The organism is Rhizobium sp. SU303 (assembly GCF_021052345.1).
GTDB classification, from domain to species: Bacteria; Pseudomonadota; Alphaproteobacteria; order Rhizobiales; family Rhizobiaceae; genus Rhizobium; species Rhizobium laguerreae.
Window position 1 is genome coordinate 2,327,975 of the sequence record NZ_CP088095.1, and the last position, 25,703, is coordinate 2,353,677.

A 25,703-nucleotide genomic window follows, 5' to 3' on the forward strand; every position below is an offset into this window, starting at 1 on the left:
CCTGAAATGTTTGATGTAATGGCGGTGAGGAAAGCATTCATTAACCATAACGGTGTCTAATTTCCGAAAGAGGCGTAGAGCATCAATCGGGAGAGCCTGCGTGAACAGCGGACATCAGCACCGGGTATTCGGCAGGCGGGCGCAGGAACATATCCTCATCCTCGCAAGCGGCGATAAAGTCCGCCATATGACGGTCCGGCCGTGGATGGCGGCACTGGCCTTCTGCTTCGTCGGCGTCTTCTCTATCAGCTACCTCCTGGCCACGTCCTATCTCGTGCTGCGCGACGACCTCATCGGCGCCACCATGGCCCGCCAGGCCCGCATGCAGCACGATTATGAAGACCGCATCGCCGCCCTCCGCGCGCAGGTCGACCGCATCACCTCCCGTCAGCTTCTCGACCAGCAGGTGGTGGAAGACAAGGTCGACAAGCTGATGGAGCAGCAGATGGCGCTGACCTCGCGCCATGGCAAGCTCGACAATCTGCTCGACCGGGCCGAAAGCTCCGGCCTGACGGAAACGGACGGCGCCCCGCCTACGCCGTCTTCGCCCGTTCAGTCCTATGCGCCCGATGTCAAGGACAAGCGCGCTTCGCTCTCCGGGAGCGGCATCGAGGCGATCGAGAAACAGCTGGCCAGCGGTGCGCCCGCCGATGCGACGCCCGACAATTCGACGCTCGCCTATGTGCCGGCCACCGATACGGTCGGTGATCGCGCAGACCGCGTCTTTTCCAAGGTGACGCTGTCGCTGAAGGATGTCGAGCAGGACCAGCGCAGCCGGGTCGAACAACTGACGAGCGATGCCGGCAATGCCGCCAATGCCATCGAGACCGTGCTGACCCGCTTCAAGATTCCGATGCCCGAGACCGCTGCCAGGAAAGACGACGACGATGCTGTCGGTGGCCCCTATGTCGAGCCGGAAAGCAACGACGGCTTCAACAATTCGCTGGCAGCGCTCGACGGCGCGCTGACCCGGCTCGAAGCAGTGCGTAGCACGGCCGAGTCCCTGCCCTTCCGCAATCCCGCTATCGGCAAGGACGTGACCAGCCCCTTCGGCAATCGCCGTGATCCCTTCCTCGGCCGCCTCGCGCTCCATTCCGGCGTCGACTTCCGTTTTTCGCCGGGCGAAAGGATCCGCCCGACGGCACCCGGCAAGGTGATCTCCGCCGGCTGGACCGGCGGCTACGGCAACATGGTCGAGATCGACCACGGCAACGGCATCTCGACGCGCTACGGGCATATGTCGGAGGTTCTGGTCAAGGTCGGCGATGCGGTCGATCGCAACGACGTCATCGGCCTTGCCGGCAGCACCGGCCGCTCGACGGGCACGCACCTGCATTATGAAGTGCGCCAGAACGGCCATGCCGTCGATCCAGTATATTTCATGAATGCCGGCCTTAAACTCGCCACCTATATCAAGTAACTCCTGCCCGGTAACCAACGCTTCACTCTGCAATGGGTGCGGCGTCTCTATTTCTTGACTTGCCGGCCATTCGGGGCTATGTCGCGCTGCATTGCGGCATGCAATCCCGCCGACTCGTTCAGAGTTTGGCCGAACGGAATGGAAACAGTTTTCCCTTTGACGACATTTGCTGACCTTGGCTTGAGCCAAAAAGTGCTATCCGCTGTTACGGATGCGGGCTACACGATCCCCACGCCCATTCAGGCGGGAGCCATCCCGTTTGCGCTCGAGCGCCGCGATATTTGCGGCATCGCGCAGACCGGCACTGGCAAGACGGCATCCTTCGTTCTACCGATGCTGTCGCTTCTGGAGAAGGGCCGTGCGCGTGCGCGCATGCCCCGCACGCTGATTCTCGAACCGACGCGCGAACTCGCTGCCCAGGTCGCCGAGAATTTCGAGAAATACGGCAAAAACCACCGCCTTAACGTCGCCCTTCTGATCGGCGGCGTTTCCTTCGAGGACCAGGACCGCAAGCTCGAACGCGGCGCCGATGTGCTGATTTGCACTCCCGGCCGCCTGCTCGACCATTTCGAGCGCGGCAAGCTACTCATGAGTGGCGTCGAGATCCTCGTCATCGACGAGGCCGACCGCATGCTCGACATGGGTTTCATCCCCGATATCGAACGCATCGCCAAGATGATCCCGTTCACCCGCCAGACTCTGTTCTTCTCGGCAACCATGCCGTCGGAGATCCAGAAGCTCGCCGATCGATTCCTGCAGAATCCAGAGCGTATCGAAGTCGCAAAGCCGGCTTCCGCCGCCGCGACCGTGACGCAGCGTTTCGTCGCCTCGCACGGCAAGGATTACGAAAAGCGCGCCGTCCTGCGCGAACTCGTCCGCGCCCAGACCGAGCTCAAGAACGCCATCATCTTCTGCAACCGCAAGAAAGATGTCGCCGATCTGTTCCGGTCGCTCGAACGCCACGGCTTTTCCGTCGGCGCTTTGCATGGCGACATGGACCAGCGTTCCCGCACGATGACGCTGCAGAGCTTCCGTGACGGCAATCTCCAGCTTCTGGTCGCTTCCGACGTCGCCGCCCGCGGCCTCGATATCCCTGATGTCAGCCACGTCTTCAATTTCGACGTACCGATCCATTCAGAGGATTACGTCCACCGCATCGGCCGCACCGGCCGTGCCGGCCGCTCGGGTGCCGCCTTCACTCTCGTTACCAAGCGCGACACTAAGTTCGTCGATGCCATCGAGAAGCTGATCGGCGAAAAGGTCGAATGGCTGAGCGGCGACTTGACGTCGCTGCCGCCGCCGGCAGAAGACAGCCGGGACAGCGAACGCCCGCGCCGCAACAGCCGCGAGCGTGGCGCCAGAGATGGTGCAGGCCGAGATCGTGCGCCGAGAGAGAATGGCGACAAGGATCGTGGACGCGGACGCGGCAATCGCGCCGCCGCGAGTCATAAATCTGATAACGACATACAGGATAATGGCGTCGACGTGATTGAAGCAGCACCAGTAAAGGCCGACATCGTGAAGAACGAGCGCAAAGCAGAGCAGAAGCCGCAGAACAACGCGCGCAACAGTCGGCCCTACCCGGCAAACGACGACAGCCGCGACCGCCGCCGTCACCGCGATCACGACGACGGCCCGACCCCGGTCGGCTTCGGCGACGATATCCCCGCCTTCATGCTGATCGCCGGCAGCGCCAAGGTCTGACCTTCCAATGGGCAGGCCCGGTCTCGATTTTCCGGGCCTCGGCGTCGGTCTGGTGATTCTGCGCGACGCCAGGATCCTTCTTTACAAACGCATGCGTCCACCTGAAGCCGGCTATTGGAATATCGTCGGCGGCAAGGTCGATCACATGGAGCCGGCAGAGACTGCCGCGCGCCGTGAGGCCGAAGAGGAAACCGGCCTGACGATCGGCCGCATAGAACGGCTTGGCGTGACCGAGCAGATCATCGATGCCGATCACCAACACTGGATCTCGATTCTCTATCTCGCCCGCGACGTTGAAGGCGAGCCGCAACTGACTGAACCGGACAAGCTGTCGGATTTCGGCTGGTTTCCACTGACGGATTTGCCCGCGCCACTGTCGGCCTTCACCAAGGCGGCGATAGCAGCCTTGTCGCCCGCTGAACGCGGCTAACTATTCGGCGCGAAGCGACGCCTCATAGGCAAGCCTCACCCATTTCGCCATCAGATCGGGATCGTCGTAAGCCTCGTCGGGGATCGACCAATAGGGCATTTTCACCGGCTTGCCCTTCTTTCCCTCATAGGTCCATTGCGTGGAGCCGGCGGCGGCAAACTCCGGGGCGCTCGTCTCGTCGGCCTTCAGCAGCATTTCGTCGCGCACTTCAAGCGCGATGATGCGCCCGAGATGATAGATGCCCTTTCCACCGAACATGCGCTTGATCGTGACAGGCCCGAGCCCCTGAAACATTTCCTCGATCCCGGCATTGTCCATTCTCTGCTTCCTCGAATACCGCAAGCCGGATTACAGCGCGTGATAATCCCGGTTCATATAGATCAGCGCCGGGTGTTTTTCGCTGAAGCGGACAGCCGCGACCTCGCCGAAGACGACATTGTGCGTCGGCATTTCCTTGATATCGATCACCCGGCAATCGAAGGCGGCGAGCGCATCGAAGAGAACCGGCGCGCCGGTGACGAGTGTGTCGAAACGGGCGCTGGCGAAGCGGTCGTCATTGGTAAGCGCGGTGCGCCCGGAGAAAGCGTCGGCAACGGCCTGGTGATGAGCGCCAAGCGTGTTGAGCACGAAGACGCCGCTGCGGAAGAAGATTTCGTTCTTCGGATTGGTGTTGTTGAGGCAGATCAGCACCGAGGCCGGATTGTCGGAGACCGAGCAGGCGGCAGTGATGGTGACGCCGCGGCGCAACTCGCCCATCGCCGTCGTCACGAGCTGCACATGGCCGGCATAACGGCTCATGGCATCGCGATAAAGGCCGGGGTCGATATGCTGCCTGTTCAACACCTGCTTCTCCGTGCGCGCGCTTTATGCCTGGATTGTCTTGCCATCGCGCCAATATGGCGAGCATCGGTTACCTTTTCTACAATAGGACCGGTGAAAAGCGCCGTGTTGCGCTTGTTTTTCTTTGACGATCGCGGCCTTGCGGATAAAAGGGCATGGACGATGGCTAGGGATCTCCGCCTTTCATGATCAACCTGCGTGGCATAGCAGCTTTTCTGGCGCTGCTGGGAGCGGCGGCTGAAAGCCATGCGGCCGGCGTGACGATCGGCGTCGTCGCCCCTCAGAACGGCCCGCTCGCCCTCCTCGGCGCCCAGATTGCCGCCGGCGCCGGTTTCGAGATCCAGCAGTCCGGAAATACCCTCGTCGCCATCAACGAGACCTGCGAGGAGAATAGTGGTGCCGCGGTCGCAGATGCGCTTGTCAACGCCAAGGTCCAGGTCGCGGTCGGCTTTCTCTGCAGCGAGACGCTGGAAGGCGCGCTGCCGAAGCTGAAGGACGCCAATATTCCGGCGATCACCGTCTCCGTGCGCTCCCGCATCCTGATGGAGGATGCGCTGAAGAACGGCTGGCCGCTCTTCCGGGCGGCGCCCGCCGACGGCGCCGAGGCGGCAAAGGTGATCGAGGTGATCCTGAAAGACTGGGCCGCCGATCCGATCGCCCTGATCGAGGACGGCACCATCCATGGCCGCGAACTGACGGAAGCGGTTCGCAACGCGCTGGAGCAGAACGGCCTGAAGCCGGTCTTTACCGATACCTACCGGCCGGGACAGGAGCAGCAGATTGCCCTCGTCCGCCGCCTGAAACGGGCCGGCGCCACCAGGGTCTTCATCGGCGGCGATCGCAACGACATCGCCGTCATCGGCCGCGACGCCAAGGCCGAGAACATCCAGCTGTCCATCCTCGGCGGCGATGCCATGCGCGCCGCCAATCAGCCGCTGCCGCTCGCAGATGGCGTGCGCGCCGTCGCCCTGCCCGAATACGCCCTTCTGCCGGAAAGCGCAGCTACAGCCGATGCGCTGCGCGCCAAAGGCGTCGAGCCGGAAGGTTATGTCCTGACGTCGCTGGCCGCGGCCCTCATTGCCGGCCAGGCGGGGCAAGCCGCAGTTGCGGCGGGCAAGCCCCTCCAGGAGATGCTTCTCGGCACGACATTCCAGACGCCGGTCGGCGCTATCGCCTTCACCGGTGCGCATGAACTTTCGCAAAACCCCTACCGCCTGCTCGAATGGCGGGGCAACGGCTTTTTTCCACCTGCCGCGCCTACGCAATGAGAGGGCGTCAGCCTTGAATTCGGGCGCCGCGGACAGATGGAGCCCCATACGGAGTAAGATTTAATGACTCTGCCCATTCGCATTGCCCCCTCGATCCTCGCGGCGGATTTCGCCAGGCTCGGCGAAGAGGTGCGCGACGTGACGGCCGCCGGCGCGGACTGGATCCATCTCGACGTAATGGACGGCCATTTCGTGCCGAACATCTCCTTCGGCCCCGATGTCATCAAGTCGCTGCGTTCCTACACATCAGCCACCTTCGACTGCCACCTGATGATCTCGCCGGTCGACGATTATCTCGAAGCCTTCGCCAAGGCCGGCTGCGACCGCATCACCGTCCATGCCGAGGCCGGACCGCATCTGCACCGCTCGCTGCAGACTATCCGCAATCTCGGCAAGAAGGTCGGCGTGACGATCAATCCGGCGACACCGCTCAGCGCCATCGAGAACGTGCTCGACGATGTCGATCTCATCCTGATCATGTCGGTCAATCCCGGCTTCGGCGGGCAGAAATTCATTCCGGCGATGGCGAAGAAGATCGCGGCGGCAAAGTCACTGATCGGTGATCGACCGATCGAACTCGAGGTCGACGGCGGCGTCACGGTGGAAACGGCGCCTGACATCGCGCGCGCCGGCGGCAACGTCCTCGTCGCCGGCTCGGCAATTTTCAAGGGCGATACGGTCGAGGATTATCGCCGGACTGTCGCCGATCTGCGTCAGGCAGCCGAAGGGGCACGAGCATGAACAAACGCTTGATCATTGGTGGCATGCTTGCTGCCGCATTTGTCGGCCTGCCCGGCCTGTCACTTGCCGGCGACATCGCCAATATCCAGCCGATCGGCTTTTCCGCCGACGGCAAGGTCTTCGGATTTCAGGAGTTCGGCATTGAGGAGAGCGGCAACCTTCCCTACTCCAACACCTATTTCATCGATACCGAAGACGGCCACTATCTCGAGGGCACGCCTTTCCATACCGAGTTGACCGACAAGGACGCCAATCTCTCCAAGGCGCGGCGGCAGAACCTGACGGCGGCGCGCAGCCAGATGGACAAATACGATCTTCTGACCAATCCCGGCCTGATCGCCGCCTTCAATCCGCCGACCGAACTTGGCTCGCCCTCGAAGACGCTTCGCTACACGACGCTTGCAACCGACGGTCCGCCGAAAGCGCCTTATACGCTCTCGCTCGGCGAGATGCCGGTGCCGACGCCGAAGGATTGCGCTGCGGTCGACAAGCGGGTCATCGGCTTCAGCCTTCAGATGATCGAGAAGGAAGGCGCTCCGAACCGCCAGGCGGCGCGCCAGGCGACCGCGGTTCCCGCCGAGCGCGTATGTTCCGTCGAATACCGGATCGGCGGCGCCGTGGTCTATCAGCCGGAAGGCGGAAACCAGGTTCACATCGCCCTCGTCCTGGCCTTCGATGCCGAGAGGAACGGACGCTGGATTGCCGTTCCGGTTCATCCCTGAGCATGGATCGCCCGAGGACTGATCACCCGAGGACGGATCGCCCCAGGATGGATCGTCTAAGAGCTGCACGGCCGCCCTACCCCGATCTGATCGCCGGCGCGTTGCTCTGGGGGATGCAGATGCTCGCCGCCGCCATGCTCGGCCTTTACTTGCGCAATGGCCTGCAGACGAGCCGCCTTGCTGAGATCGCCGCACTCTATTTCGCCGGCGGCCTGTTCGCCTGGCCTTTCGCCCTGCCGGTTGCCCGCTTCCTTGCCTATGGCAGGCCGCTTGAAACGCGTTTTGCCGCGTTTTTCGTGACGCTGACGGCGGCCACGATCCTGATGACCGCCTTCCTCTTCGCCATGGAATACCGGATGTTCTATTCGCGCTGGCATGCGCCCTTCGGCAGTATCGTCTGGGCTTTCCAGTTCGTCTTCACCAGTATCAGCGCCGTCTATCAGTTCCTGGTGATCGGCCTGCGCCTCTTCCTGCCGCTTGGCCTCGTCTGTCTTGTCGCAAGCAGCTATCATCTTGCCAAACGCATGCGTTGAGATTGCCGCCCTTCTTTGCTACAGGGGCGCTAAAGCAATTCCAGCAAAACTGTGCAGCGGTTTTGCTAGGCAAAGCGCGAAGCGATTTTGCCGGGAATTGCGTCTTAGACGCTCAACCTCTTGAAGTGAAGGCAGCCGCCCATGATCCCGCGTTATTCCCGGCCCGAAATGGTCGCCATCTGGTCTCCCGAAACCAAGTTTCGCATCTGGTTCGAGATCGAGGCGCATGCCTGTGACGCGCTGGCCGAACTCGGCGTCATCCCGAAATCGGCGGCAAAGACGATCTGGGAAAAGGGCGGCGCCGCCACCTTCGACGTCGACCGCATCGATGAGATCGAGGCCGTCACCAAGCACGACGTCATCGCCTTCCTCACCCATCTCGCTGAGATCGTCGGCCCGGATGCGCGCTTCGTCCACCAGGGCATGACCTCGTCGGACGTGCTCGACACCTGCTTCAACGTCCAGCTGGTGCGCGCCACCGACATCCTGCTTGCCGATATCGACCGCCTGCTCGAAGCGCTGAAAAACCGCGCCTTCGAACACAAAGACACCGTCACCATCGGCCGTTCGCACGGCATCCATGCCGAGCCCACCACCTTCGGCGTCAAGCTGGCGCTCGCCTATGCCGAATTCGAGCGCTGCCGCCAGCGCCTCGTCGCCGCCCGCGAGGAAGTCGCGACCTGCGCCATATCGGGCGCCGTCGGCACTTTCGCCAATATCGATCCGCGCGTCGAGGAACATGTGGCAGAAGCCCTCGGGCTGAAGGCCGAGCCTGTCTCGACGCAGGTCATCCCGCGTGACCGCCATGCGATGTATTTCGCCACGCTTGGCGTCGTCGCCTCGTCGATCGAGCGGCTGGCAACCGAGATCCGCCACCTGCAGCGCACCGAGGTGCTGGAAGCCGAGGAATATTTCTCGCCCGGCCAGAAGGGTTCCTCGGCCATGCCGCATAAGCGCAACCCGGTTCTGACCGAAAACCTGACCGGCCTTGCCCGCATGGTCCGCTCCTACGCCATGCCGGCAATGGAAAACGTCGCCCTCTGGCATGAACGCGATATCTCCCATTCCTCGGTCGAGCGCATGATCGGCCCGGATGCCACGGTGACGCTCGATTTCGCCCTCTCCCGGCTCGCCGGCGTCATCGAAAAGCTGCTGGTTTACCCTGAGAACATGGAAAAGAACCTCAACAAATTCCGCGGCCTCGTCCATTCGCAGCGTGTCCTGCTGGCACTGACCCAGGCCGGCACCTCCCGCGAGGATGCCTACCGCCTCGTCCAGCGCAACGCCATGAAGGTATGGGAACAGGGCAAGGATTTCCTGGAAGAGCTGCTCGCCGATGCCGAAGTCCGCGCAGCCCTCTCGGAGGAAGATATCCGCGAAAAATTCGACCTCGGCTACCATACGAAGCATGTCGACACGATCTTCCGGCGCGTGTTCGGCAACGCCTGAGCGGACCTGCAATCGACGATATGGCGGCGCCCTTGCAGGCGCCGTTTTTCTGCCGGCATACTTCTCCGTCGAGAATCTATCAGACGGCTTCTTTCCTTAGTCGCAGCCTGATCATAACCGGAAAGTAGATGCATGCGACAAGGACAGAAGGCACAGAAATAATTAGGAAAAAAGCTAACAAGGTCAGCCTCTGAATACTTCCACCTGACAACAACAAGAAAGCCGCCACAATAAGCAACAAAATTACTATAAAAATGATTGATGACCAAAGAAATGGCCGTGAATTTATTTCAATGTATTTAACGCGATAAAAAATAAACAATACAAAAACGATTGGCAGCGAAACAATAAACTTTGGAATAAACGCGATAAATCCGATATCGTCGAAGAAAAATGGCAAATGACCTAATGTCATTCCTATGAAATAAGCCTGAAAGAACAGCTCGACCTGCGGCTCTCTAAGAAGGGAGTCGTTCATTTTCCCCTGCCGAGTAGGATTTAATGAACTGAATATAAGTGCCGATTGTATTTCATAGTTTAGCTTTTCTCAAGCGGCCGTTGTTTCTGCTTCGGCGCTTTGGCGGCAACAGGGCGTTTCCGCGCCTCCGCCTTTTTCGACGGCGCCGCATTTGCCGCTTCGGTTGACTCCGATACTCTGCAAGCCTCCGTCTCACCCCTGCCCTTGGCGGCCTTGGCGACCAGCTGGTTGAGGCGCTTCAGCTCCTCCTCGTCGAGATTTTCGATGCCGATGAAACGGTTCTCGGCATGGCTGGTCAGGATGATTTCGTTGAGCTTGGCCTGGATCGCCCGCGTGTCGCGCGTCTGGGCGTTCTGCAGCACGAAGACCATCAGGAAGGTGATGATCGTCGTGCCGGTATTGATGATTAGCTGCCATGTTTCGGAATAGTCGAAGAAGGGGCCGAGCGAGGCCCAAATGACGACGACCGTCAGCGCCAGGATGAAGGCGGCGGGCTTGCCCGCCCATTCCGATGTCTTGGTTGCGAAGCGGGCAAACAGATGCTTCATCGTCACCTCTGGAATCCTCCCTCGACGCCTCCTGAGCATGATGTCGACGACATCATGCTCCGGTTAAACAAACTCCGAGGCAGGTTCGAGGTTCCCAGGGATCTTAGATTCCCCAGGGATCCCAGATTCCCCAAGGGATCCGAGATTCCCCTCGGGGTCCGGAATTGCCCGCAGACAGGCCGTGGTTACGCTGTGACTTCCCGCGCAATCAGCTTGCGATAGAGATGCCAGGTTGAATGGCCGAGGATCGGGATAACCAGCGCAAGCCCGGCAAAGACCGGGATCGTGCCGATGAGGAGCAGCGCGGCGACGATCAGGCCCCAGAGCAGCACCGGCACCGGATTGAGGATCGTCGCGCGGATCGACGCCGTGACGGCGGCAACAGCCCCGACATCGCGGTCGAGCAGCAGCGGAAAGGTGATGACGGTTATCGCCAGCACGACGAGCGCAAAGACGAAGCCGATGAGGTTGCCCCAGATGATCAGTTGCATGCCCTCCGACGTGCCGAAGACCTGGCGGAAGAAGTCCCCCATGCTGCGCGGAAAGACCTCGCCGAGCAGATTGCTGTAGAGCGTCTGAGCCGTCACCAGCCAGACGATGAAGAGGCCGCAGAGCATCAAGCCGATCGCCACGATCGACGGCAGCGCTGGCGAATGGCGCACGTCGAGCGCATGCGTCCAGGACGCGTCAAGGCCGGCCTCGCGCCGGCGGCTGATTTCATAGAGGCCAATCGCTGCGATAGGGCCGATCAGCACGAAACCCGCCATCAGCGGGAAGACCATCGGCAAAAGGTTGGCGCCCGAGGTCCACAACGTCAGGAAGACGCCGGCGATCGGGTACATCAGGCACAGGAACACATAGTGGGACGGTTTCTCCATGAAATCGTCGTATCCGCGCTTCAGCGCGTCGAAGACGTCGGCGATACCGATGCGATTGACGACGGGCCGCGCTAAGCTCTCGCTTGCACCCGTCATGACGTGAAATGCCGCCATGGCTTTCTCCTCCTCAGCCGAGACCTGATCGGCGGCGGACAGCATCGGCGGGCAAGCCGATACGAAATCCGCAACCGGCACTGGAGGAATATAGCAACTTTCAGGGCCTGTGTCGCTCCCTCCCTTGACATCCCCCTCTTGACATCTTGGACCAGCTTTCTCACATCGGCGGCATCATGAAAGCCTCAGACGCAGATATCCTCATCATCCCCGGTTACACCAATTCCGGCCCGAGCCACTGGCAGAGCCGCTGGGAGGCAAAGCTCAGCACGGCGCGGCGTGTCGAACAGGCCGAATGGACGAAGCCGGTCCGCGAGGACTGGATCGCCCGCATCGCCGAGGAGGTGAACGCCTCGACCCGCCCGGTAGTTCTCGTCGCCCATTCGCTGGGCGTGCCCTCGGTGATCCATGCCATCCCGCATTTCCGCAACCGGGTGGCGGGCGCTTTCCTCGTCGCCCCGCCCGATGTCGCCAATCCCGACATCCGCCCGAAGCACCTGATGACCTTCGGCCCCTATCCGCGCGATCCGCTGCCCTTCCCGTCGATAACCGTGGCCAGCCGCAACGATCCGTTCGGCAGCTACGAACACGCCGACGATGTCGCCAGCAGTTGGGGCTCCTTCCTCGTCGATGCCGGCGAGGCCGGCCATATCAATGCCGATTCCGGTCACGGCCCCTGGCCCGAAGGTACCATGGTCTTTGCCCAGTTCCTCGGCCGGCTCTCCGCCTGATTGCGGAAAAGACGCCGCCTCGCTTGTTGAGCAGGTGCTTTCTAAGTCTTTCTTAATGGAATGACAGCAGACTGCGCCGAGGTGACATAAGCGAGAATGCCCGTGAAGAAAGCCCATCCAGAGGCCGGTGATCCGCATGGCGATGCCACAGCGGTTGAGGCAGGCATCGGCAATGGGGCAACCGACGATTCCGACCTGGCCGAGCGGGAGAGCCGCTGGAATTATGCGCTCGTCGGCTCGGGCCTCGGCGTATGGGATCACAATTACCGTCTCGACCGGAAATATTACTCGCCGACGTGGAAAACCATCCGCGGCATGGCCCCCGACGAGGAAGCCGACGGCGATTACGAGGCCTGGCTGCAGCTCGTTCATCCCGACGATCGCGATTTCGTCGTCCATGCAATCGACCGGCAGAACGCCGGCGATCCAAATTACCAGGTCTTCGAATATCGCGAGCGCCACAAGGACGGCCGTTGGGTCTGGATCGAGTGTCGCGGCGCCTGCGTGGAATGGGACGAGAACGGCGTGCCGACGCGCATCATCGGCACGGATACGGATATCACCGCCCGCAAGGAAGCCGAGGAGACGCTGTCGCGTTTGTCGCGCCGGCTCGATCTGGCGCTGGAGGTTTCCCGCATCGGCGTCTTCGAGGCCGATATCGAGCATGATAGCGTCGAATGGGACGACCGCCTCATCGCCATCTACGGGCTGCAGGGCGCCTCACGTAAGATCGGCGGCGACGTCTGGGCGAAAAGCCTGCATCCCGACGACCGCGAACGCGTGCTTGGCTTGTCCGACCGTAGCGTCGAAAGCGGAAGTGATTTCCAGCAGGAATACCGCATCATCCGCGGCGACGGCGCCGAACGCGTCATCCGCGCCCGCTCCGCCTTCTTCGTCGACGGCAACGGCCACCGCAAACTGATCGGCGCCAACTGGGACGTCACCGAGGAAGTCGCGCTCCGCAACGAGCTGCAGCGCGCCAAGGATCTGGCCGAGGCGCGCAACCGCGAGCTCGAAGCCGCCAAGGAGAGCATCGAGCACCTGGCGCTGCACGATTACCTAACCGGCCTGCCGAACCGCCGCTATCTCGACAAGATGCTGGACGAGCGTGCGGCCGAATGCCGGGCCAAGGGCATGGCGATGGCGATCCTGCATATCGATCTCGACCGCTTCAAGCAGATCAACGACACGCTCGGCCACCGAGCCGGCGACGCCATGCTGCAGCATGCCGCAAGCGTGCTGAGAACGTCCGTTCGCGCCGTCGATTTCGTCGCCCGCATCGGCGGCGACGAATTCGTCATCCTCTGCATTGTCGATCCCGCATCGAAGAAGATCGCCGGCCTTGCCGAGCGTGTCATCCGCGAATTGCGCAAACCCGTCAGATATGAGGGGCACGATTGCCGTTTCGGCGCCAGCATCGGCATCGCCGTCGACAGCGGAGCGAAGCTCGACGCCAAGCAGATGCTGCTCGACGCCGATATCGCCCTCTATCGTGCCAAGGGCCTGGGCCGCAACCGCTTCGAATTCTTCTCGGCCTCTGCCCGCCGCGATATCATCTCCGCCAAGCACCTTGCCGACGAGATCCTGATCGGCCTCGAACGCAATGAATTCGTGCCCTTCTATCAGCTGCAGTTTGATGCCCGCACGCTCGATGTCGCAGGCGTCGAAACACTTGCCCGCTGGCAGCATCCGGTGCACGGGCTGCTGACGCCCGACCGCTTCCTCGACATCGCCGAGGATCTCGACGTCGTCTCGACCATCGACGCCCTCATCCTGGAGCGCGCCATTGCCGACCGGAAGGTGTGGCTGAAGGACGGGCTGCCGATCCCGAAGATATCGGTCAACGTCTCCGCCAGACGGCTCGCAGATCCAGATCTGGGCAAGAAGCTCCGCGCCTTGAAGATCGAGCCCGGCACCTTCTCCTTCGAGCTGCTGGAATCGATCTCGCTCGACGATTGCGACGAGGCGGTGGCCGCCAACCTGAAAAAGCTGCGTAAGCTCGGCATCGATATCCAGATCGACGATTTCGGCACCGGCCATGCCTCGATCGTCAGCCTGCTGCGCCTGAGCCCGAAGACGCTGAAGATCGACCGCGAGCTGATCCGCATGCTGCCGCAATCGGCCGAGCAGCGCAAACTGGTCGGCTCGATCATCGATATCGGCCGCTCGCTGAATATCCTCGTCATCGCCGAGGGCGTCGAGACGGCGGAGCACATCCGCATTCTCGAAGAACTCGACTGTGACACGCTGCAGGGCTACGCGCTTGCCCGGCCGATGCCGGCCATGCAGATCCCCTCCTTCATCCGCGCTGGAAGCTGGCGGCACGGGCAAATCGCCGCTCGCGCCTTGCAGGCGCAGCTTCGCCGCGCGCTGCCAAGCAGAGCCGCCAAATAAAAACCTGCATAAGCGGCCCGCCATTTCGCCTTCATTCCACCGTAGAGGAAAAGGCGCTAAACTCCTCTTGCGAATTCATTCGATTCTCTTGGCGGTATTCCGTAAAATTGGAAACCAGGGCCGCGAAATCTGGAAACCAGGGAAGGAGCGACAGGCGGATTGTGAAACCCTCTCTTTTCCTTTAAGGGGACGCCACGAGATCGATCCACTCGCGCTATCCCAAGAGCGCCAACAACAGAGAATGACCACGATGAACCGTCGCCGCCGTATCTACGAGGGCAAGGCAAAGATTCTGTATGAGGGCCCGGAACCGGGCACTTTGATCCAGTTCTTCAAGGACGATGCCACTGCCTTCAACAAAAAGAAACACGAAGTCATCGATGGCAAGGGCGTCCTCAACAACCGCATTTCCGAATATATCTTCAGCCATCTGAACAAGATCGGCATCCCCACTCATTTCATCCGCCGGCTCAACATGCGCGAGCAGTTGATCAAGGAAGTAGAGATGATCCCGCTGGAGATCGTCGTGCGCAATGTCGCGGCCGGTTCTCTCGCCAAGCGCCTCGGCATCGACGAAGGCGTCGTGCTTCCGCGCTCGATCATCGAATTCTATTACAAGTCCGACGCGCTCGATGATCCGATGGTCTCCGAAGAGCACATCACCGCCTTCGGCTGGGCAAACCCCGCCGAACTCGATGACATCATGGCGCTTGCCATCCGCGTCAACGACTTCATGACCGGCCTCTTCCTCGGCGTCGGCATCCAACTCGTCGATTTCAAGATCGAATGCGGCCGCCTCTTCGAAGGCGATATGATGCGCATCATCCTCGCCGACGAAATCTCGCCGGACAGCTGCCGGCTCTGGGATATCGAAACCCACGAGAAGATGGACAAGGACCGCTTCCGCCGCGATCTCGGCGGGTTGCTCGAAGCCTATTCCGAAGTCGCGCGCCGTCTCGGCATCATCAATGAAAACGAGCCTGTGCGCGGCACCGGCCCGGTTCTCGTAAAGTAAGGCAGGAAAGACAAAGTGATCAAGGCTCGTGTCACCGTCACGCTGAAAAACGGCGTTCTCGATCCGCAGGGCAAGGCAATCGAGGGTGCGCTTGGCGCCCTCGGCTTCTCGGGCGTCGGCCATGTAAGACAGGGCAAGGTCTTCGACCTGGAGCTTGATGGCGCCGACAAGGGCCAGGCTGAGGCCGACCTCAAGGCCATGTGCGAAAGACTGCTCGCCAACACGGTGATCGAGAACTACGCAATCGCGATCGACTGATGATCACAGACCCGTCGCCTGGCGGACTTTGAGGATTTGGCGTCATGATGAAAGCAAAGCTGGAGACGGAAGTCTCGAAATATATGAGCTATGTTTTGCGTCATGCGCCTGATGCTGCGGGCTTGACGCTTGATAGCGAGGGTTGGGTGTCGTTCGATGAGCTCGAAAAAGCGTTGGCGTCGAAATACGACGTTTCCCGCGCCGAGATCATCGAGATTGTCGAAAACAGTCCAAAGAAGCGCTTCGCCCTCGCCGATAACAGAATTCGCGCAAACCAAGGTCATAGCGTCGACATCGATCTCGCATTGAACCAGGTCGAACCGCCCGCCGCTCTTTTTCACGGCACGTCTCTGGCGAACTGGCCGTCGATCGAGCGCGAAGGTTTGAAGAAGATGCAGCGGCACCACGTTCATCTGTCGGCGGATGTCGAAACGGCGAAAATTGTCGCAGCGCGCCGCAAGGGTGAACATATCATCCTGCGTGTGGACGCGGCCCGCATGTTTTCAGAGGGTCATTCTTTCTTTGTCTCCGACAATGGAGTATGGCTCGCCGAAAGCGTTCCAGTTCAATATCTTTCGCGAAACGCAGGGACCCCATGAAATCAGCCGTCGTTCAACTTCCGGGCCTCAACCGCGACCGCGACATGATCGCCGCCTTGACCAAAATCTCCGGCCAGGCACCGGTAACGATCTGGCAGACGGAAACCGAGATCCCCGATGTCGACCTGATCGTCATCCCCGGCGGTTTTTCTTATGGCGATTATCTGCGCTGCGGCGCGATCGCAGCCCGCATGCCGGTCATGCAGGCGATCATCGACAAGGCTTCAAAGGGCGTGAAAGTCCTCGGCGTCTGCAACGGCTTCCAGATCCTCGTCGAGGCCGGCCTGCTGCCCGGCGCGCTGATGCGCAATTCCTCGCTGAAATTCGTCTGCCGCGAGATCAAACTCGAAGTCGTCAATGCCGAGACGGATTTCACCCGCGCCTATGCGCAAGGCCAGGTCATTCGCTGCCCGGTCGCCCATCATGACGGCAATTATTTCGCCGACGATGCGACGCTGGCTGCGATCGAAGGCAATGGCCAGGTGGTGTTCCGTTATGCCGAAGGCACCAATCCGAACGGCTCGATCAATGATATCGCCGCCGTCATGAACGAAAAGGGCAATGTGCTCGGCATGATGCCGCATCCCGAGAACCTGATCGAGGCCGCCCATGGCGGTTCGGACGGCCGCGGCCTCTTCGCCTCGGCGCTCGACGTCATCGCCGCCTGAACCCGCACGTTGCCCAAGCGCGCGTAGCGGTCTTGGGCAACGGGATGCACACGAAAATCCTTCTGTTCGGATCTGGAGCAATCGATGCGCCCTCGCCTCTCCGTCGCAAATGCCGCCCTGTTGACCGCTCTCGCAGCCATGGTGGCAGCTTGCCAGACGCCGGCGCCGACAGGCCCGAACCGCGCCGCGCTGCCGACGATGGAACGCGTGGCTCTCGGCGCCAATGCCTGCTGGTTCAAATCGGGTGATCCGGCCTTTGCAGCCTACAAGCTCGCGCCGGAGCTCAATTCCTTCTCCGGCCGTCCGCGCATCCTGCTCGTCCATAAGGGCAGCCCGGAAAGCCGGCCGCTGCTCGTCGTGCAGGCTGAGGGAAGCCCTTCGCGCCTGCAGGCCTTCGGTCCGATGATGCAGGAACCGGTCGCTGGCCGCATCACCACAGACGTCAATCGCTGGTCCGGCGGCAACAAGGCCTGCAGCTGATCGCGGTGATGACAGCGCCACGCGTCTTATCAGACGCGCGAAGGGCGCTGCAACGCCTTGAATGCTGGATATGTTCCTGAAATCGCTTCCGATTTAAGGAATGATGCGGCAGCCCGAAAGCATGATCAGTCCCAGAAAAACGACTTGCCGACTTCGCGCGCGGCATCGGACTGCGACACACCGATATCCTTGAGCTCGGTCGCCGTCAGGCCTCTCAGCGCGCGCCGGCCTTCCCGCTTTTGATGCCAGAGAAGAATGGCAGCCCAGATTCCACCCAAACGCGTCGTCACCTCGGCGGGCGCGTCGGGGAGGATGATTTGTCTCCTGTCATCGTAAGAGACAATCGGTACAATCGGCATTTTAATCTCAGGCAAGGCAGACATTCCAGGAATCCTCTCGGTTTGCCATTGGAATTGACTCATACACTTGACCGATACAATGTGCCAATATATACAATTGTCACCATGACAAATTGGCTTCCCGATATTTCCCGCGGTGCCGGTCCGGTCTATCTCCGGCTTGCCGACAGCATCGAATCCGCCATAGCAAGCGGCGCCCTGCCCGCCGGCAGCAAGCTGCCGCCGCAGCGCAACCTTGCCTACGATATCGGCGTAACGATCGGCACGATCGGCCGCGCCTATGCGCTGGTGCATGAGCGCGGCCTGGTCGCCGGCGAAGTCGGGCGCGGCACCTATGTGCTAAACCGCTCCGAGACGCCGCCCGGGGAACAGATCGATCCGCTGACCGTCTCGCTCGGCGGCACCCGCGTCCAGGATGCGCCGGCGAACAAGATCCGTTTTGACACAACAGCCGCGCCCGATCTCGGCCAAGGCAAGGTCATAGCGGGTATCCTCGCCGAGATCGGCGAGCAGCATCTTTCCGAAATCTCCTCCTATTCCCGGAGTTTCCCGCAGAATTGGTTCGAGGCCGGTGGCCGCTGGCTTGCCCGCAGCGGCTGGACGCCGGAGGTTGAAAACATCGTACCGACGCTCGGCGCCCATGCGGCGGCGATCGCCGTTATCGCCGCCGTCTCGGCGCCGGGCGACAAAATCGTCTTCGAGGATCTTACCTACACCCAGGTCAGCCGCAGCGTCCGCCTTCTCGGCCGCCGCACACTGACGGTCGATTCCGACAAGCTTGGCATGATCCCCGAGGATTTCGAGCGGCTCTGCCAGCAGCAGCATCCGAAGATCGCCTTCCTGATGCCGACCGTCCACAATCCGACTTTGGCGATCATGCCCTATCAACGGCGCGCTGATATCGCCGCAATCGCCAGGAAGCACGGCGTCTGGCTGATCGAGGACGACCTCTACGGCGGCATGGCCGACGACGACACGCCGCTGCTCGCCTCGATCGCGCCCGACCGCACCTTCCTCGTCAACGGCCTGTCAAAATCGGTCGCCGCCGGCGTGCGCGGCGGCTGGGTCGCCTGCCCGCCGCATTTTGCCCAGCGCATCAGGGTGACGCACAAGATGATCACCGGCGGCCTGCCGTTCATCCTGGCGGAGACCTGTGCGCGCCTCGTCGAAAGCGGCGCAGCGCACGAGATCCGCAAAGAGAGCGTCAAAGAACTTTCCAGGCGCGTCCAGATCGCCCGCGAGCAGCTGCGGGGGTTCGACTTCGAATCGCACCTCCACGCGCCCTTCCTCTGGCTGAAACTGCCGGAGCCCTGGATGTCAGGCACCTTCAAGAACGCCGCCTACCGCGACGGTGTGCTCGTCGACGATGAGGACGAGTTCAAGGCGGCCCGCGGCGAGAAAGCCTATCACCGCGTTCGCATCGGTTTGTCCTCGCCGAAGACGGGGCAGGAACTGACCTCGGGGCTGATGATCCTGCGCCGGCTGTTGGAAAATGGCGGCTCCGCCTATGACGGGGAAATATGACGTGTTGCAAATACACGTCATAAATCGGAAAAAACGCCGGAACCTATTCGGAGCGCTTTAGCGACTCAACCTCCGTGTTACCTCTTTGTTATTCCCGTCTGATGCGAATCAAAGGACAGCAAATGAGGGTCGACTTCGGAAGGATCGCGTTGCGTTTTTTGAGTATAGCATCAGTGGCAGGGATAGCCGGTCTCTTGCTGGCAGGCTCGGCAAATGCCGGCGAGCAAATATTCGATGAATTGCGCTTCGGCGTCTCGGCCTCGGTACAATCGGGCCATTCCAGGGAAGACGGCGTCTTTCCCGAAATTACCGCTCTCTTCGATCCCTTCGGCTACGATACGGCGGTCGGCTGGCAGCAACAGCTGCTGCATCCTCGTGTGCATCTCGGCACCTCGATCGGCACGTCAGGCGAGGCCACCCAATTCTTCACCGGGTTCACCTGGACGGTCGATTTCAACGAGAAGCTTTTTGCCGAAGCCGGCTTCGGCGGCGTCATTCATACCGGCGATCTCGAGGGCGATGATGACGGCCCGGAACTCGGCTGTCGCGTGCTCTTCCACGAATATCTGGGCGCCGGCTATCGTTTCAACGCCCACTGGAACGTCATGGCCCAGATCGCCCACTCCTCGCATGCCAATCTCTGCGACGGGCCGAACGACGGCATGACACGCGCCGGCTTGCAGGTCGGCTACAAGTTCTGAGAGTCCGTTCGACAATTTCAGCGGGTTGACCGACGGATGATTGAACTGCTCATTACCGCCGTCTGATCGGCCATCGGCAGGCGGGAACCGTTCAGTCCCATGTGGGACGAACAGGCTTCAACTCGCCCTGACAAGCCGCCGCGACGCAGTCCGCCAGGCTGCCAAACCGAAGCGCCTTACCCGTCAATCCAGGACCGTAGTGAGCGAACTTCGCGGAATTGGTGATAATTGTATCGACCGATTTTGGGATGACAGGCTCCGCAAGTGTGCACCAGCACGCATCGGTTACGAATTCTATGCCGAAGTCCGACAATTTGCCGACGAGATTCGCAGTGGAAGCCCTTTCGAACGTCGCACGGTTGCAGGTAACCAGAACCTTGACGTCAGGATGTTTCGCCAGGCCTTCGCAGAGCGCGGCCAGCCGCTCGCATTCGTCGAAAGAGAAATGGGGATTGCCCAGCGCGACGAACTCGATGCCATCCACAGACTCGCCGTTGAGTTTCCTCCAGTCCGCAACGACGTCCTCGGGACAGATTTCATAGCTCGCCTTGATCTTGCTTCCGACAACGCTCTCAAGGCTGTCGGCCTCCGGCGTGACACCGACGATATGGAACATGGGAGAGCCTGATGTCGTCGCAAAACCCGCCCCGAACGCCTTTAGGTCGTCCAGATTCGGCTTCCACGTCTCGAGGCCGATCACGACCGGAATTTCATCTCCGACAAGCTTGCCGATGTGGTAGCCGAGAATGGGGTAGACCATGTCATCCCGCGACACGAAGCCCGACACCTTGACCACGAGGCTGGCGCGCCTGTTGTCGGCGATATGCGGCCCGGTCAGCGGCGCGCGCCCGGTGAGAGCGATGCACAGATCCAGGTAGTCAGGATACTTGGCAGTGCGAGCACCCAAAACACTGTTCGCGAATACGACCGCGTTCGACTCCGCCCAGGCCACCTGCTCACCCTGCCTGGGTGCGGACGACAGCTGATAGGGCGCGCAGGTGAACGTCTTTCGTGCTCCCATGGAGGCGTAGGCCTCACCCAATTCGGATGCGGGTCCGGCGACGCCGGGAGACACGCCCTGCTCCCGCCAACGCATCTGGTCCACCGATATCGAGTTCAGGGTCGTTGGAACGACAACCCTACCCTCCCAGTCCCGCATGCGTTTCGCGAATTCCAGGCTGGTCGGCCCGGTGTAGATGCAGCCATCGATATGGACCTGGGAGATATCGATGAGTTCCGTCGCTCCCTGAATTTCAGCCATGCGCGTCGTGGCCCTCATTGCCACCTGCACGGCCTTGCCCATTTCCCCATTCAAAGCGGACCGATCCCTCGATGTCAGCGCTATCGAATTTCCGTAGGTGCGATCGGCGGCATCGAAACCGGGGGCGGTTTCGATCCGGCTCGCGATGACCTTGTCGCCGATGAGGGTGACTTCAGGGATAGAGTGCAGCTCGGCGAAGTCGTCTTCGGAGAGCTGGACAACGGGGATAGATCGACCGAACACTTCGTCAGCGACGATCACTCCGAGCGACAGTATTTCCTCCTGGCGCGAAACCACGATGCCGGCGGGAGCGTGCCCGTTCATGATCAGCTCCATGAGCACGCTGCTGCCCGTACACGAGCCGCGTCCGCCGGGGATGGCGAGAATCTTTCCTGTCAGGACCTGTGTCGACAGGGGATGGTGGCGGTCGATGATTTCTCCGGTCCGGGAGTCGACGCCGCCCCAGAAGCTGAGCGCCGTGTCGCTGAATACGATCGACCCCGTAGCGAAGCCAGCCACAAGCGCGCGCCCGGCAAACACCTTTTCGTCTGCCTGTTGTTGTATGTCCGGCATTGTATCTCGATACCATCAACCAAGAAGAAAAGTTTCCTATAGGAACACCAGCGGCACACAAAAGCTGAGGCCGGAGCCTTGCCCCATTGCTATCGATCGAGAATTAAAAGCAAGTTGTCAAACAGACTCTGAGAAGCGGCCGCCGGACCGGGGCCGAAGACGTCGCTCACCCTCTGTTGACGGCGGGCATTTTCCTGTCGCGCGCCGTCCCTACATAGGCTAAAGAGCGGAAAACGCGCAACGGCAGGGACTTTCGAGAGCTCATGACCATTCCAAATACCATCCCGATCACGCCGGAACTCATAGCGGGCCATGGCCTGAAGCCCGACGAGTACCAGCGTATTCTGGATCTGATCGGCCGCGAACCGACCTTTACCGAGCTCGGCATCTTCTCTGCCATGTGGAACGAGCACTGCTCCTACAAATCCTCGAAGAAGTGGCTGCGCACGCTGCCGACCAAGGGGCCGCGCGTCATCCAGGGCCCGGGCGAAAATGCTGGCGTGGTCGATATCGATGACGGCGATTGCGTCGTCTTCAAGATGGAGAGCCACAACCACCCCTCTTATATCGAGCCTTATCAGGGTGCTGCGACCGGCGTCGGCGGCATCCTGCGCGACGTTTTCACTATGGGCGCGCGCCCGATCGCCGCGATGAACGCGCTGCGCTTCGGCGAGCCGGATCATCCGAAGACCCGCCACCTCGTCTCCGGCGTCGTTTCCGGCGTCGGCGGCTACGGCAATTCTTTCGGCGTGCCGACGGTCGGCGGCGAAGTCGAATTTGACGCTCGCTACAACGGCAACATCCTCGTCAACGCCTTTGCCGCCGGTATTGCGAAGTCCAACGCCATCTTCCTCTCCGAAGCCAAGGGCGTCGGTCTTCCGGTCGTCTATCTCGGCGCCAAGACCGGGCGCGACGGCGTCGGCGGCGCGACGATGGCATCGGCCGAATTCGACGAATCGATCGAGGAGAAGCGCCCGACCGTTCAGGTCGGCGACCCCTTCACCGAGAAGTGCCTGCTGGAAGCCTGCCTCGAGCTGATGCAGACCGGCGCCGTCATCGCTATCCAGGATATGGGTGCGGCCGGCCTCACCTGCTCCGCCGTCGAAATGGGCGCCAAGGGCGATCTCGGCATCCTGCTCGAGCTAGACAAGGTGCCGGTGCGCGAAGAGCGGATGACCGCCTACGAGATGATGCTGTCGGAAAGCCAGGAGCGCATGCTCATGGTGTTGCAGCCGGAGAAGGAAGAGGAAGCCAAGGCGATCTTCGTCAAGTGGGGCCTCGATTTTGCCATCGTCGGCTGGACGACCGACGACCTTCGCTTCCGCGTTATGCACCAGGGTGAGGAAGTCGCCAACCTGCCGATCAAGGATCTCGGCGATCAGGCGCCGGAGTATGATCGCCCCTGGCGCGAATCCGGCAAGCACGCCCCCTTGCCCGCCAATCTCGTCGCCGCACCCGAGGATTATGGCCAGGCGCTGCTGCAACTCGTCGGTTCCGCCAACCAATCGAGCCGCCGCTGGGTCTATGAGCAATACGACACGCTGATCCAGGGCAATTCGCTGCAGCTTCCGGGCGGCGATGCCGGCGTCGTACGTGTCGACGGCCATCCCTCCAAGGCGCTTGCCTTTTCCTCCGACGTCACTCCGCGTTATGTCGAGGCGGATCCCTTCGAAGGCGGCAAGCAGGCGGTCGCCGAATGCTGGCGCAACATCACCGCGACAGGCGCCGAACCGCTCGCCGCCACCGACAATCTGAACTTCGGCAATCCCGAAAAGCCCGAGATCATGGGCCAGTTCGTCCAGGCGGTGAAGGGCATCGGCGAAGCCTGCCGCGCGCTGGATTTCCCGATCGTGTCAGGCAACGTTTCGCTCTACAACGAGACCAACGGCGTCGCCATCCTGCCGACCCCGACGATTGCGGGCGTCGGCCTGCTGCCTGATTGGCGCAAGATGGCCCGCATCGGCAGCGCCAACGATGGCGATAAGGTGATCATGATCGGCGTCGACGGCAGCCATCTCGGCCAGTCCGTCTATCTCCGCGATGTACTTTCCAGCAGCGAAGGTCCGGCTCCTGAAGTGGATCTGTTCGCTGAAAGACGCAATGGCGATTTCGTCCGCTCTGTCATCCGCAACGGCCAGGCGACCGCCTGCCACGACATCTCCTCTGGCGGCCTTGCCGTGGCGCTCGCCGAAATGGCGATGGCCTCGGGCAAAGGCCTGACGATCGATCTGAGCGAAGGCAAGGGTGAACCGCATGCGCTGCTCTTCGGCGAGGATCAGGCGCGCTATGTGCTGACTTTGCCTGCCGATGTCGCCGATTTCGTCTGCGTCAATGCAGAAGGTGGCGGCGTTCCCTTCCGCCGTCTCGGTACGGTCGGAGGAACGGCGCTCGTCGTCGGCGATCTCATCTCGCTGCCGATTCAGCAATTGCGCGATGCCCATGAATCGTGGTTCCCTAATTTCATGGAAGGCCGCGGCGAACTTGCTGCGGAATGATGCGCAAGGAGTAACGATCATGGCCATGAAACCCGGCGATATCGAAGACATGATCAAGGCTGGGATTCCCGGTGCCAAGGTGACGATCCGCGATCTGGCGGGCGACGGCGATCACTACGCCGCCGAAGTCGTCGCCGAAGCCTTTCGCGGCAAGAGCCGCGTGCAACAGCACCAGATGGTCTACGAGGCGCTGAAGGGCAATATGGGCGGCGTCCTGCACGCTCTGGCGCTGCAGACCTCCGCGCCGGAATAGAGCCCGACGCAATCCGGATGACGATGCCCGGCCCTCAGGCGGGCATTCTCTTTTCGTCGGGATCGGCAAAGACCGAGGCCGGCATCGGCCCGGATGTCAAAAGCGTGAAGTCGAAGGGCGCCTGCAGATCTGGCCCAAGCACATATTGCCGGTGAACGCGCAGCTGGTCCTTGCGGATCTTGCGATAGTGCTCGCGCGTCAGCATCTGCTTGACGCGGATCAGGATCATCTTTGCTTGGGGCGCATCCTCATGGCCGGAGACGGCAACGACCGGCACCTTGTAGAAATTGATCGAATCCGTCAGGCACTGCACGTCGAGCCAGGAAATCTCGGGACAGCGGGCGATCAGCCCGACGCGGGCGCGAAGCAGTGTTGCCGATGACATCAGCGCACATTGCAGGATGGCGCTGCCGAGTGTGGCAAACATCACGCGCTTTCCCTTGAAGATCTCCGGCTCCCTTTCCAGCAATATGCCGATGACATGGGCGGCGACGCTCGATCCCATGCTATGCGAGGAGATCACATATTCGTCCGCCTCTTCTTCAAGCGCCTTGCGCACGGCAGTGGCCCGGTCTTCCAGCCAATCGTTGAAATCTGTCCGGTCCATGCGGCCGAGCGCCACGGCCATTTCCCAATCGGCAAAGAGATGCAGCGTGTGGAAGCGTTCGGAAAACGGCAGGAAGGCGAAGATGAAGAAACAGAGCGCCAGCGGCCCGCTCCAGAGCATGTGCCACGGCGAAAAGCCGAGGCCATAGGGCATGATGGCGATCTGCGCCGTCAGCACGATCGCCAGCGCCGTCAGTAGGAACGGGAACAGAAAGAACAGGCCGAAGCGCCAGGCATGGCGGAAATACCCCCGCATGCCGCCTTCGAACATGATCTCGGCGCAGCTTCGGAAGCCCGCAATGATCTGGCTCAGCGTGTTGCCGGCACGCAGCTTGCGCACCAGTATGTCGTGATCGACCATATGGATGCGGCTCTTCGCCTGCCAGCCGGGGGAACTGGTCCCTGCCTCGGGCGCCGCTACCCTCTCAGCCGTCCTGACTTCGAAACTGACCGGATCGCTCCGCTCGTCCGCTGCCCCCATCTCGACCGAATAGTCCCAGACGGCAGCACTCTGCCTGGCCGAACGCTCGTAGCGTGCCCTGTGGGCAACGCCGTCAAGCGGCTCGAAGCCCGGGAAATGCAGGACGACCCGCTTCTCGATCAGTTTCATTCGCTCTTCCGGCCGGGCGATTGGCCGGCATGTTGCTGCGACCCGGCTGCT

27 protein-coding genes are annotated in these 25,703 nt (G+C 61.4%); 19 read left to right on the forward strand and 8 right to left on the reverse strand.

The genetic code is table 11. From position 1 onward, the window contains the following. Nucleotides 1-100 precede the first annotated feature (100 nt). The 3 genes from RlegSU303_RS11710 to RlegSU303_RS11720 all read left to right on the forward strand — a co-directional run bounded on the left by RlegSU303_RS11710 (nucleotide 101) and on the right by RlegSU303_RS11720 (nucleotide 3,554). On the forward strand, nucleotides 101-1,420 hold the full coding sequence (locus tag RlegSU303_RS11710; protein ID WP_131718546.1) for a peptidoglycan DD-metalloendopeptidase family protein: 1,320 nt from the start codon (nucleotides 101-103) through the stop codon (nucleotides 1,418-1,420). A gap of 138 nt (nucleotides 1,421-1,558) precedes the next feature. After that, nucleotides 1,559-3,124 (forward strand): DEAD/DEAH box helicase, encoded by a 1,566-nt coding sequence (locus RlegSU303_RS11715; RefSeq protein WP_017964466.1) that lies wholly within the window; start codon nucleotides 1,559-1,561, stop codon nucleotides 3,122-3,124. Nucleotides 3,125-3,131: 7 nt separating this feature from the next. Continuing rightward, entirely contained in the window at nucleotides 3,132-3,554 is a 423-nt protein-coding gene (locus tag RlegSU303_RS11720; RefSeq protein ID WP_017960622.1) for an NUDIX domain-containing protein, read from the forward strand. Here the strand turns inward: RlegSU303_RS11720 and RlegSU303_RS11725 are convergent, their stop codons facing one another. Both RlegSU303_RS11725 and RlegSU303_RS11730 read right to left on the reverse strand, forming a co-directional pair. After that, entirely contained in the window at nucleotides 3,555-3,872 is a 318-nt protein-coding gene (locus RlegSU303_RS11725; protein ID WP_065280095.1) for a TfoX/Sxy family protein, read from the reverse strand. Nucleotides 3,873-3,902: 30 nt separating this feature from the next. Beyond that, nucleotides 3,903-4,397, reverse strand: a complete 495-nt coding sequence (locus RlegSU303_RS11730) for a flavin reductase (RefSeq protein ID WP_017960624.1) — start codon at nucleotides 4,395-4,397, stop codon at nucleotides 3,903-3,905. 182 nt (nucleotides 4,398-4,579) lie between these two features. Between RlegSU303_RS11730 and RlegSU303_RS11735 the strand changes: the two genes are divergently transcribed. From RlegSU303_RS11735 to purB, 5 genes are all read left to right on the forward strand, one after another. Continuing rightward, nucleotides 4,580-5,662, forward strand: coding sequence for an ABC transporter substrate-binding protein (locus RlegSU303_RS11735; RefSeq protein ID WP_017960625.1), 1,083 nt, complete (start codon nucleotides 4,580-4,582; stop codon nucleotides 5,660-5,662). Nucleotides 5,663-5,725: 63 nt separating this feature from the next. Next, nucleotides 5,726-6,403 carry a ribulose-phosphate 3-epimerase gene (gene rpe / locus RlegSU303_RS11740; RefSeq protein WP_003559730.1) on the forward strand — a complete coding sequence of 226 codons (678 nt, stop codon included), beginning with the start codon at nucleotides 5,726-5,728 and terminating at the stop codon, nucleotides 6,401-6,403. Continuing rightward, nucleotides 6,400-7,125 (forward strand): DUF2259 domain-containing protein, encoded by a 726-nt coding sequence (locus tag RlegSU303_RS11745; protein WP_017960626.1) that lies wholly within the window; start codon nucleotides 6,400-6,402, stop codon nucleotides 7,123-7,125. Before rpe ends, RlegSU303_RS11745 begins: the two co-directional genes overlap by 4 nt. 47 nt (nucleotides 7,126-7,172) lie before the next feature. Then, nucleotides 7,173-7,658, forward strand: a complete 486-nt coding sequence (locus tag RlegSU303_RS11750; RefSeq protein WP_026158701.1) for a hypothetical protein — start codon at nucleotides 7,173-7,175, stop codon at nucleotides 7,656-7,658. A gap of 141 nt (nucleotides 7,659-7,799) precedes the next feature. After that, nucleotides 7,800-9,107 carry an adenylosuccinate lyase gene (purB, locus tag RlegSU303_RS11755; RefSeq protein WP_017960628.1) on the forward strand — a complete coding sequence of 436 codons (1,308 nt, stop codon included), beginning with the start codon at nucleotides 7,800-7,802 and terminating at the stop codon, nucleotides 9,105-9,107. A gap of 79 nt (nucleotides 9,108-9,186) precedes the next feature. Here purB and RlegSU303_RS11760 read toward each other — a convergent pair whose 3' ends face one another. From RlegSU303_RS11760 to RlegSU303_RS11770, 3 genes are all read right to left on the reverse strand, one after another. After that, nucleotides 9,187-9,585: a hypothetical protein gene (locus tag RlegSU303_RS11760; protein ID WP_131619845.1), complete on the reverse strand. Its 399-nt coding sequence runs from the start codon at nucleotides 9,583-9,585 to the stop codon at nucleotides 9,187-9,189. Between the two features lie 59 nt (nucleotides 9,586-9,644). Further along, nucleotides 9,645-10,133: a low affinity iron permease family protein gene (locus RlegSU303_RS11765; protein WP_017960630.1), complete on the reverse strand. Its 489-nt coding sequence runs from the start codon at nucleotides 10,131-10,133 to the stop codon at nucleotides 9,645-9,647. Between the two features lie 185 nt (nucleotides 10,134-10,318). Continuing rightward, nucleotides 10,319-11,125 (reverse strand): DUF2189 domain-containing protein, encoded by an 807-nt coding sequence (locus RlegSU303_RS11770; RefSeq protein ID WP_026158702.1) that lies wholly within the window; start codon nucleotides 11,123-11,125, stop codon nucleotides 10,319-10,321. 176 nt (nucleotides 11,126-11,301) lie between these two features. Between RlegSU303_RS11770 and RlegSU303_RS11775 the strand changes: the two genes are divergently transcribed. From RlegSU303_RS11775 to RlegSU303_RS11805, 7 genes are all read left to right on the forward strand, one after another. Next, nucleotides 11,302-11,856: an RBBP9/YdeN family alpha/beta hydrolase gene (locus RlegSU303_RS11775; RefSeq protein WP_026158703.1), complete on the forward strand. Its 555-nt coding sequence runs from the start codon at nucleotides 11,302-11,304 to the stop codon at nucleotides 11,854-11,856. A gap of 96 nt (nucleotides 11,857-11,952) precedes the next feature. After that, on the forward strand, nucleotides 11,953-14,250 hold the full coding sequence (locus RlegSU303_RS11780; protein WP_231283811.1) for a bifunctional diguanylate cyclase/phosphodiesterase: 2,298 nt from the start codon (nucleotides 11,953-11,955) through the stop codon (nucleotides 14,248-14,250). A gap of 250 nt (nucleotides 14,251-14,500) precedes the next feature. Then, nucleotides 14,501-15,265: a phosphoribosylaminoimidazolesuccinocarboxamide synthase gene (gene purC, locus RlegSU303_RS11785; RefSeq protein WP_018242191.1), complete on the forward strand. Its 765-nt coding sequence runs from the start codon at nucleotides 14,501-14,503 to the stop codon at nucleotides 15,263-15,265. A 15-nt stretch (nucleotides 15,266-15,280) separates the two neighbouring features. Continuing rightward, nucleotides 15,281-15,523: a phosphoribosylformylglycinamidine synthase subunit PurS gene (gene purS, locus RlegSU303_RS11790; protein WP_017960635.1), complete on the forward strand. Its 243-nt coding sequence runs from the start codon at nucleotides 15,281-15,283 to the stop codon at nucleotides 15,521-15,523. Between the two features lie 44 nt (nucleotides 15,524-15,567). Beyond that, nucleotides 15,568-16,122: an RNA 2'-phosphotransferase gene (locus RlegSU303_RS11795; RefSeq protein WP_017960636.1), complete on the forward strand. Its 555-nt coding sequence runs from the start codon at nucleotides 15,568-15,570 to the stop codon at nucleotides 16,120-16,122. After that, the gene (gene purQ, locus RlegSU303_RS11800) at nucleotides 16,119-16,790 is read left to right on the forward strand and encodes a phosphoribosylformylglycinamidine synthase subunit PurQ (protein WP_131709152.1); all 672 of its coding nucleotides are present in this window, start codon (nucleotides 16,119-16,121) and stop codon (nucleotides 16,788-16,790) included. The genes RlegSU303_RS11795 and purQ overlap by 4 nt, the downstream gene beginning before the upstream one ends. An 84-nt stretch (nucleotides 16,791-16,874) precedes the next feature. Next, nucleotides 16,875-17,270 carry a hypothetical protein gene (locus RlegSU303_RS11805; protein ID WP_029874238.1) on the forward strand — a complete coding sequence of 132 codons (396 nt, stop codon included), beginning with the start codon at nucleotides 16,875-16,877 and terminating at the stop codon, nucleotides 17,268-17,270. Nucleotides 17,271-17,395: 125 nt separating this feature from the next. On the opposite strand, the gene RlegSU303_RS11810 is transcribed toward RlegSU303_RS11805, so the two are convergent. Continuing rightward, nucleotides 17,396-17,653 carry a DUF1127 domain-containing protein gene (locus RlegSU303_RS11810; RefSeq protein WP_131709153.1) on the reverse strand — a complete coding sequence of 86 codons (258 nt, stop codon included), beginning with the start codon at nucleotides 17,651-17,653 and terminating at the stop codon, nucleotides 17,396-17,398. A gap of 81 nt (nucleotides 17,654-17,734) precedes the next feature. Between RlegSU303_RS11810 and RlegSU303_RS11815 the strand changes: the two genes are divergently transcribed. Continuing rightward, complete coding sequence (locus tag RlegSU303_RS11815; protein WP_131718547.1) at nucleotides 17,735-19,153, forward strand: aminotransferase-like domain-containing protein; 1,419 nt, start codon at nucleotides 17,735-17,737, stop codon at nucleotides 19,151-19,153. Between the two features lie 122 nt (nucleotides 19,154-19,275). After that, nucleotides 19,276-19,854, forward strand: a complete 579-nt coding sequence (locus RlegSU303_RS11820; protein WP_072638317.1) for an acyloxyacyl hydrolase — start codon at nucleotides 19,276-19,278, stop codon at nucleotides 19,852-19,854. A gap of 91 nt (nucleotides 19,855-19,945) precedes the next feature. Here the strand turns inward: RlegSU303_RS11820 and lhpI are convergent, their stop codons facing one another. Continuing rightward, nucleotides 19,946-21,688 carry a cis-3-hydroxy-L-proline dehydratase gene (gene lhpI, locus RlegSU303_RS11825; protein ID WP_131718548.1) on the reverse strand — a complete coding sequence of 581 codons (1,743 nt, stop codon included), beginning with the start codon at nucleotides 21,686-21,688 and terminating at the stop codon, nucleotides 19,946-19,948. Nucleotides 21,689-21,951: 263 nt separating this feature from the next. On the opposite strand from lhpI, the gene purL reads away from it, so the two are divergent. Further along, nucleotides 21,952-24,183, forward strand: coding sequence for a phosphoribosylformylglycinamidine synthase subunit PurL (gene purL, locus RlegSU303_RS11830; RefSeq protein ID WP_131718549.1), 2,232 nt, complete (start codon nucleotides 21,952-21,954; stop codon nucleotides 24,181-24,183). Nucleotides 24,184-24,202: 19 nt separating this feature from the next. Further along, a complete protein-coding gene (locus RlegSU303_RS11835; RefSeq protein ID WP_003540079.1) occupies nucleotides 24,203-24,436 on the forward strand; it encodes a BolA/IbaG family iron-sulfur metabolism protein in 234 nt (77 codons plus the stop codon). 34 nt (nucleotides 24,437-24,470) lie between these two features. On the opposite strand, the gene RlegSU303_RS11840 is transcribed toward RlegSU303_RS11835, so the two are convergent. After that, nucleotides 24,471-25,652, reverse strand: coding sequence for a hypothetical protein (locus RlegSU303_RS11840; RefSeq protein ID WP_131718550.1), 1,182 nt, complete (start codon nucleotides 25,650-25,652; stop codon nucleotides 24,471-24,473). Nucleotides 25,653-25,703 lie beyond the last annotated feature (51 nt).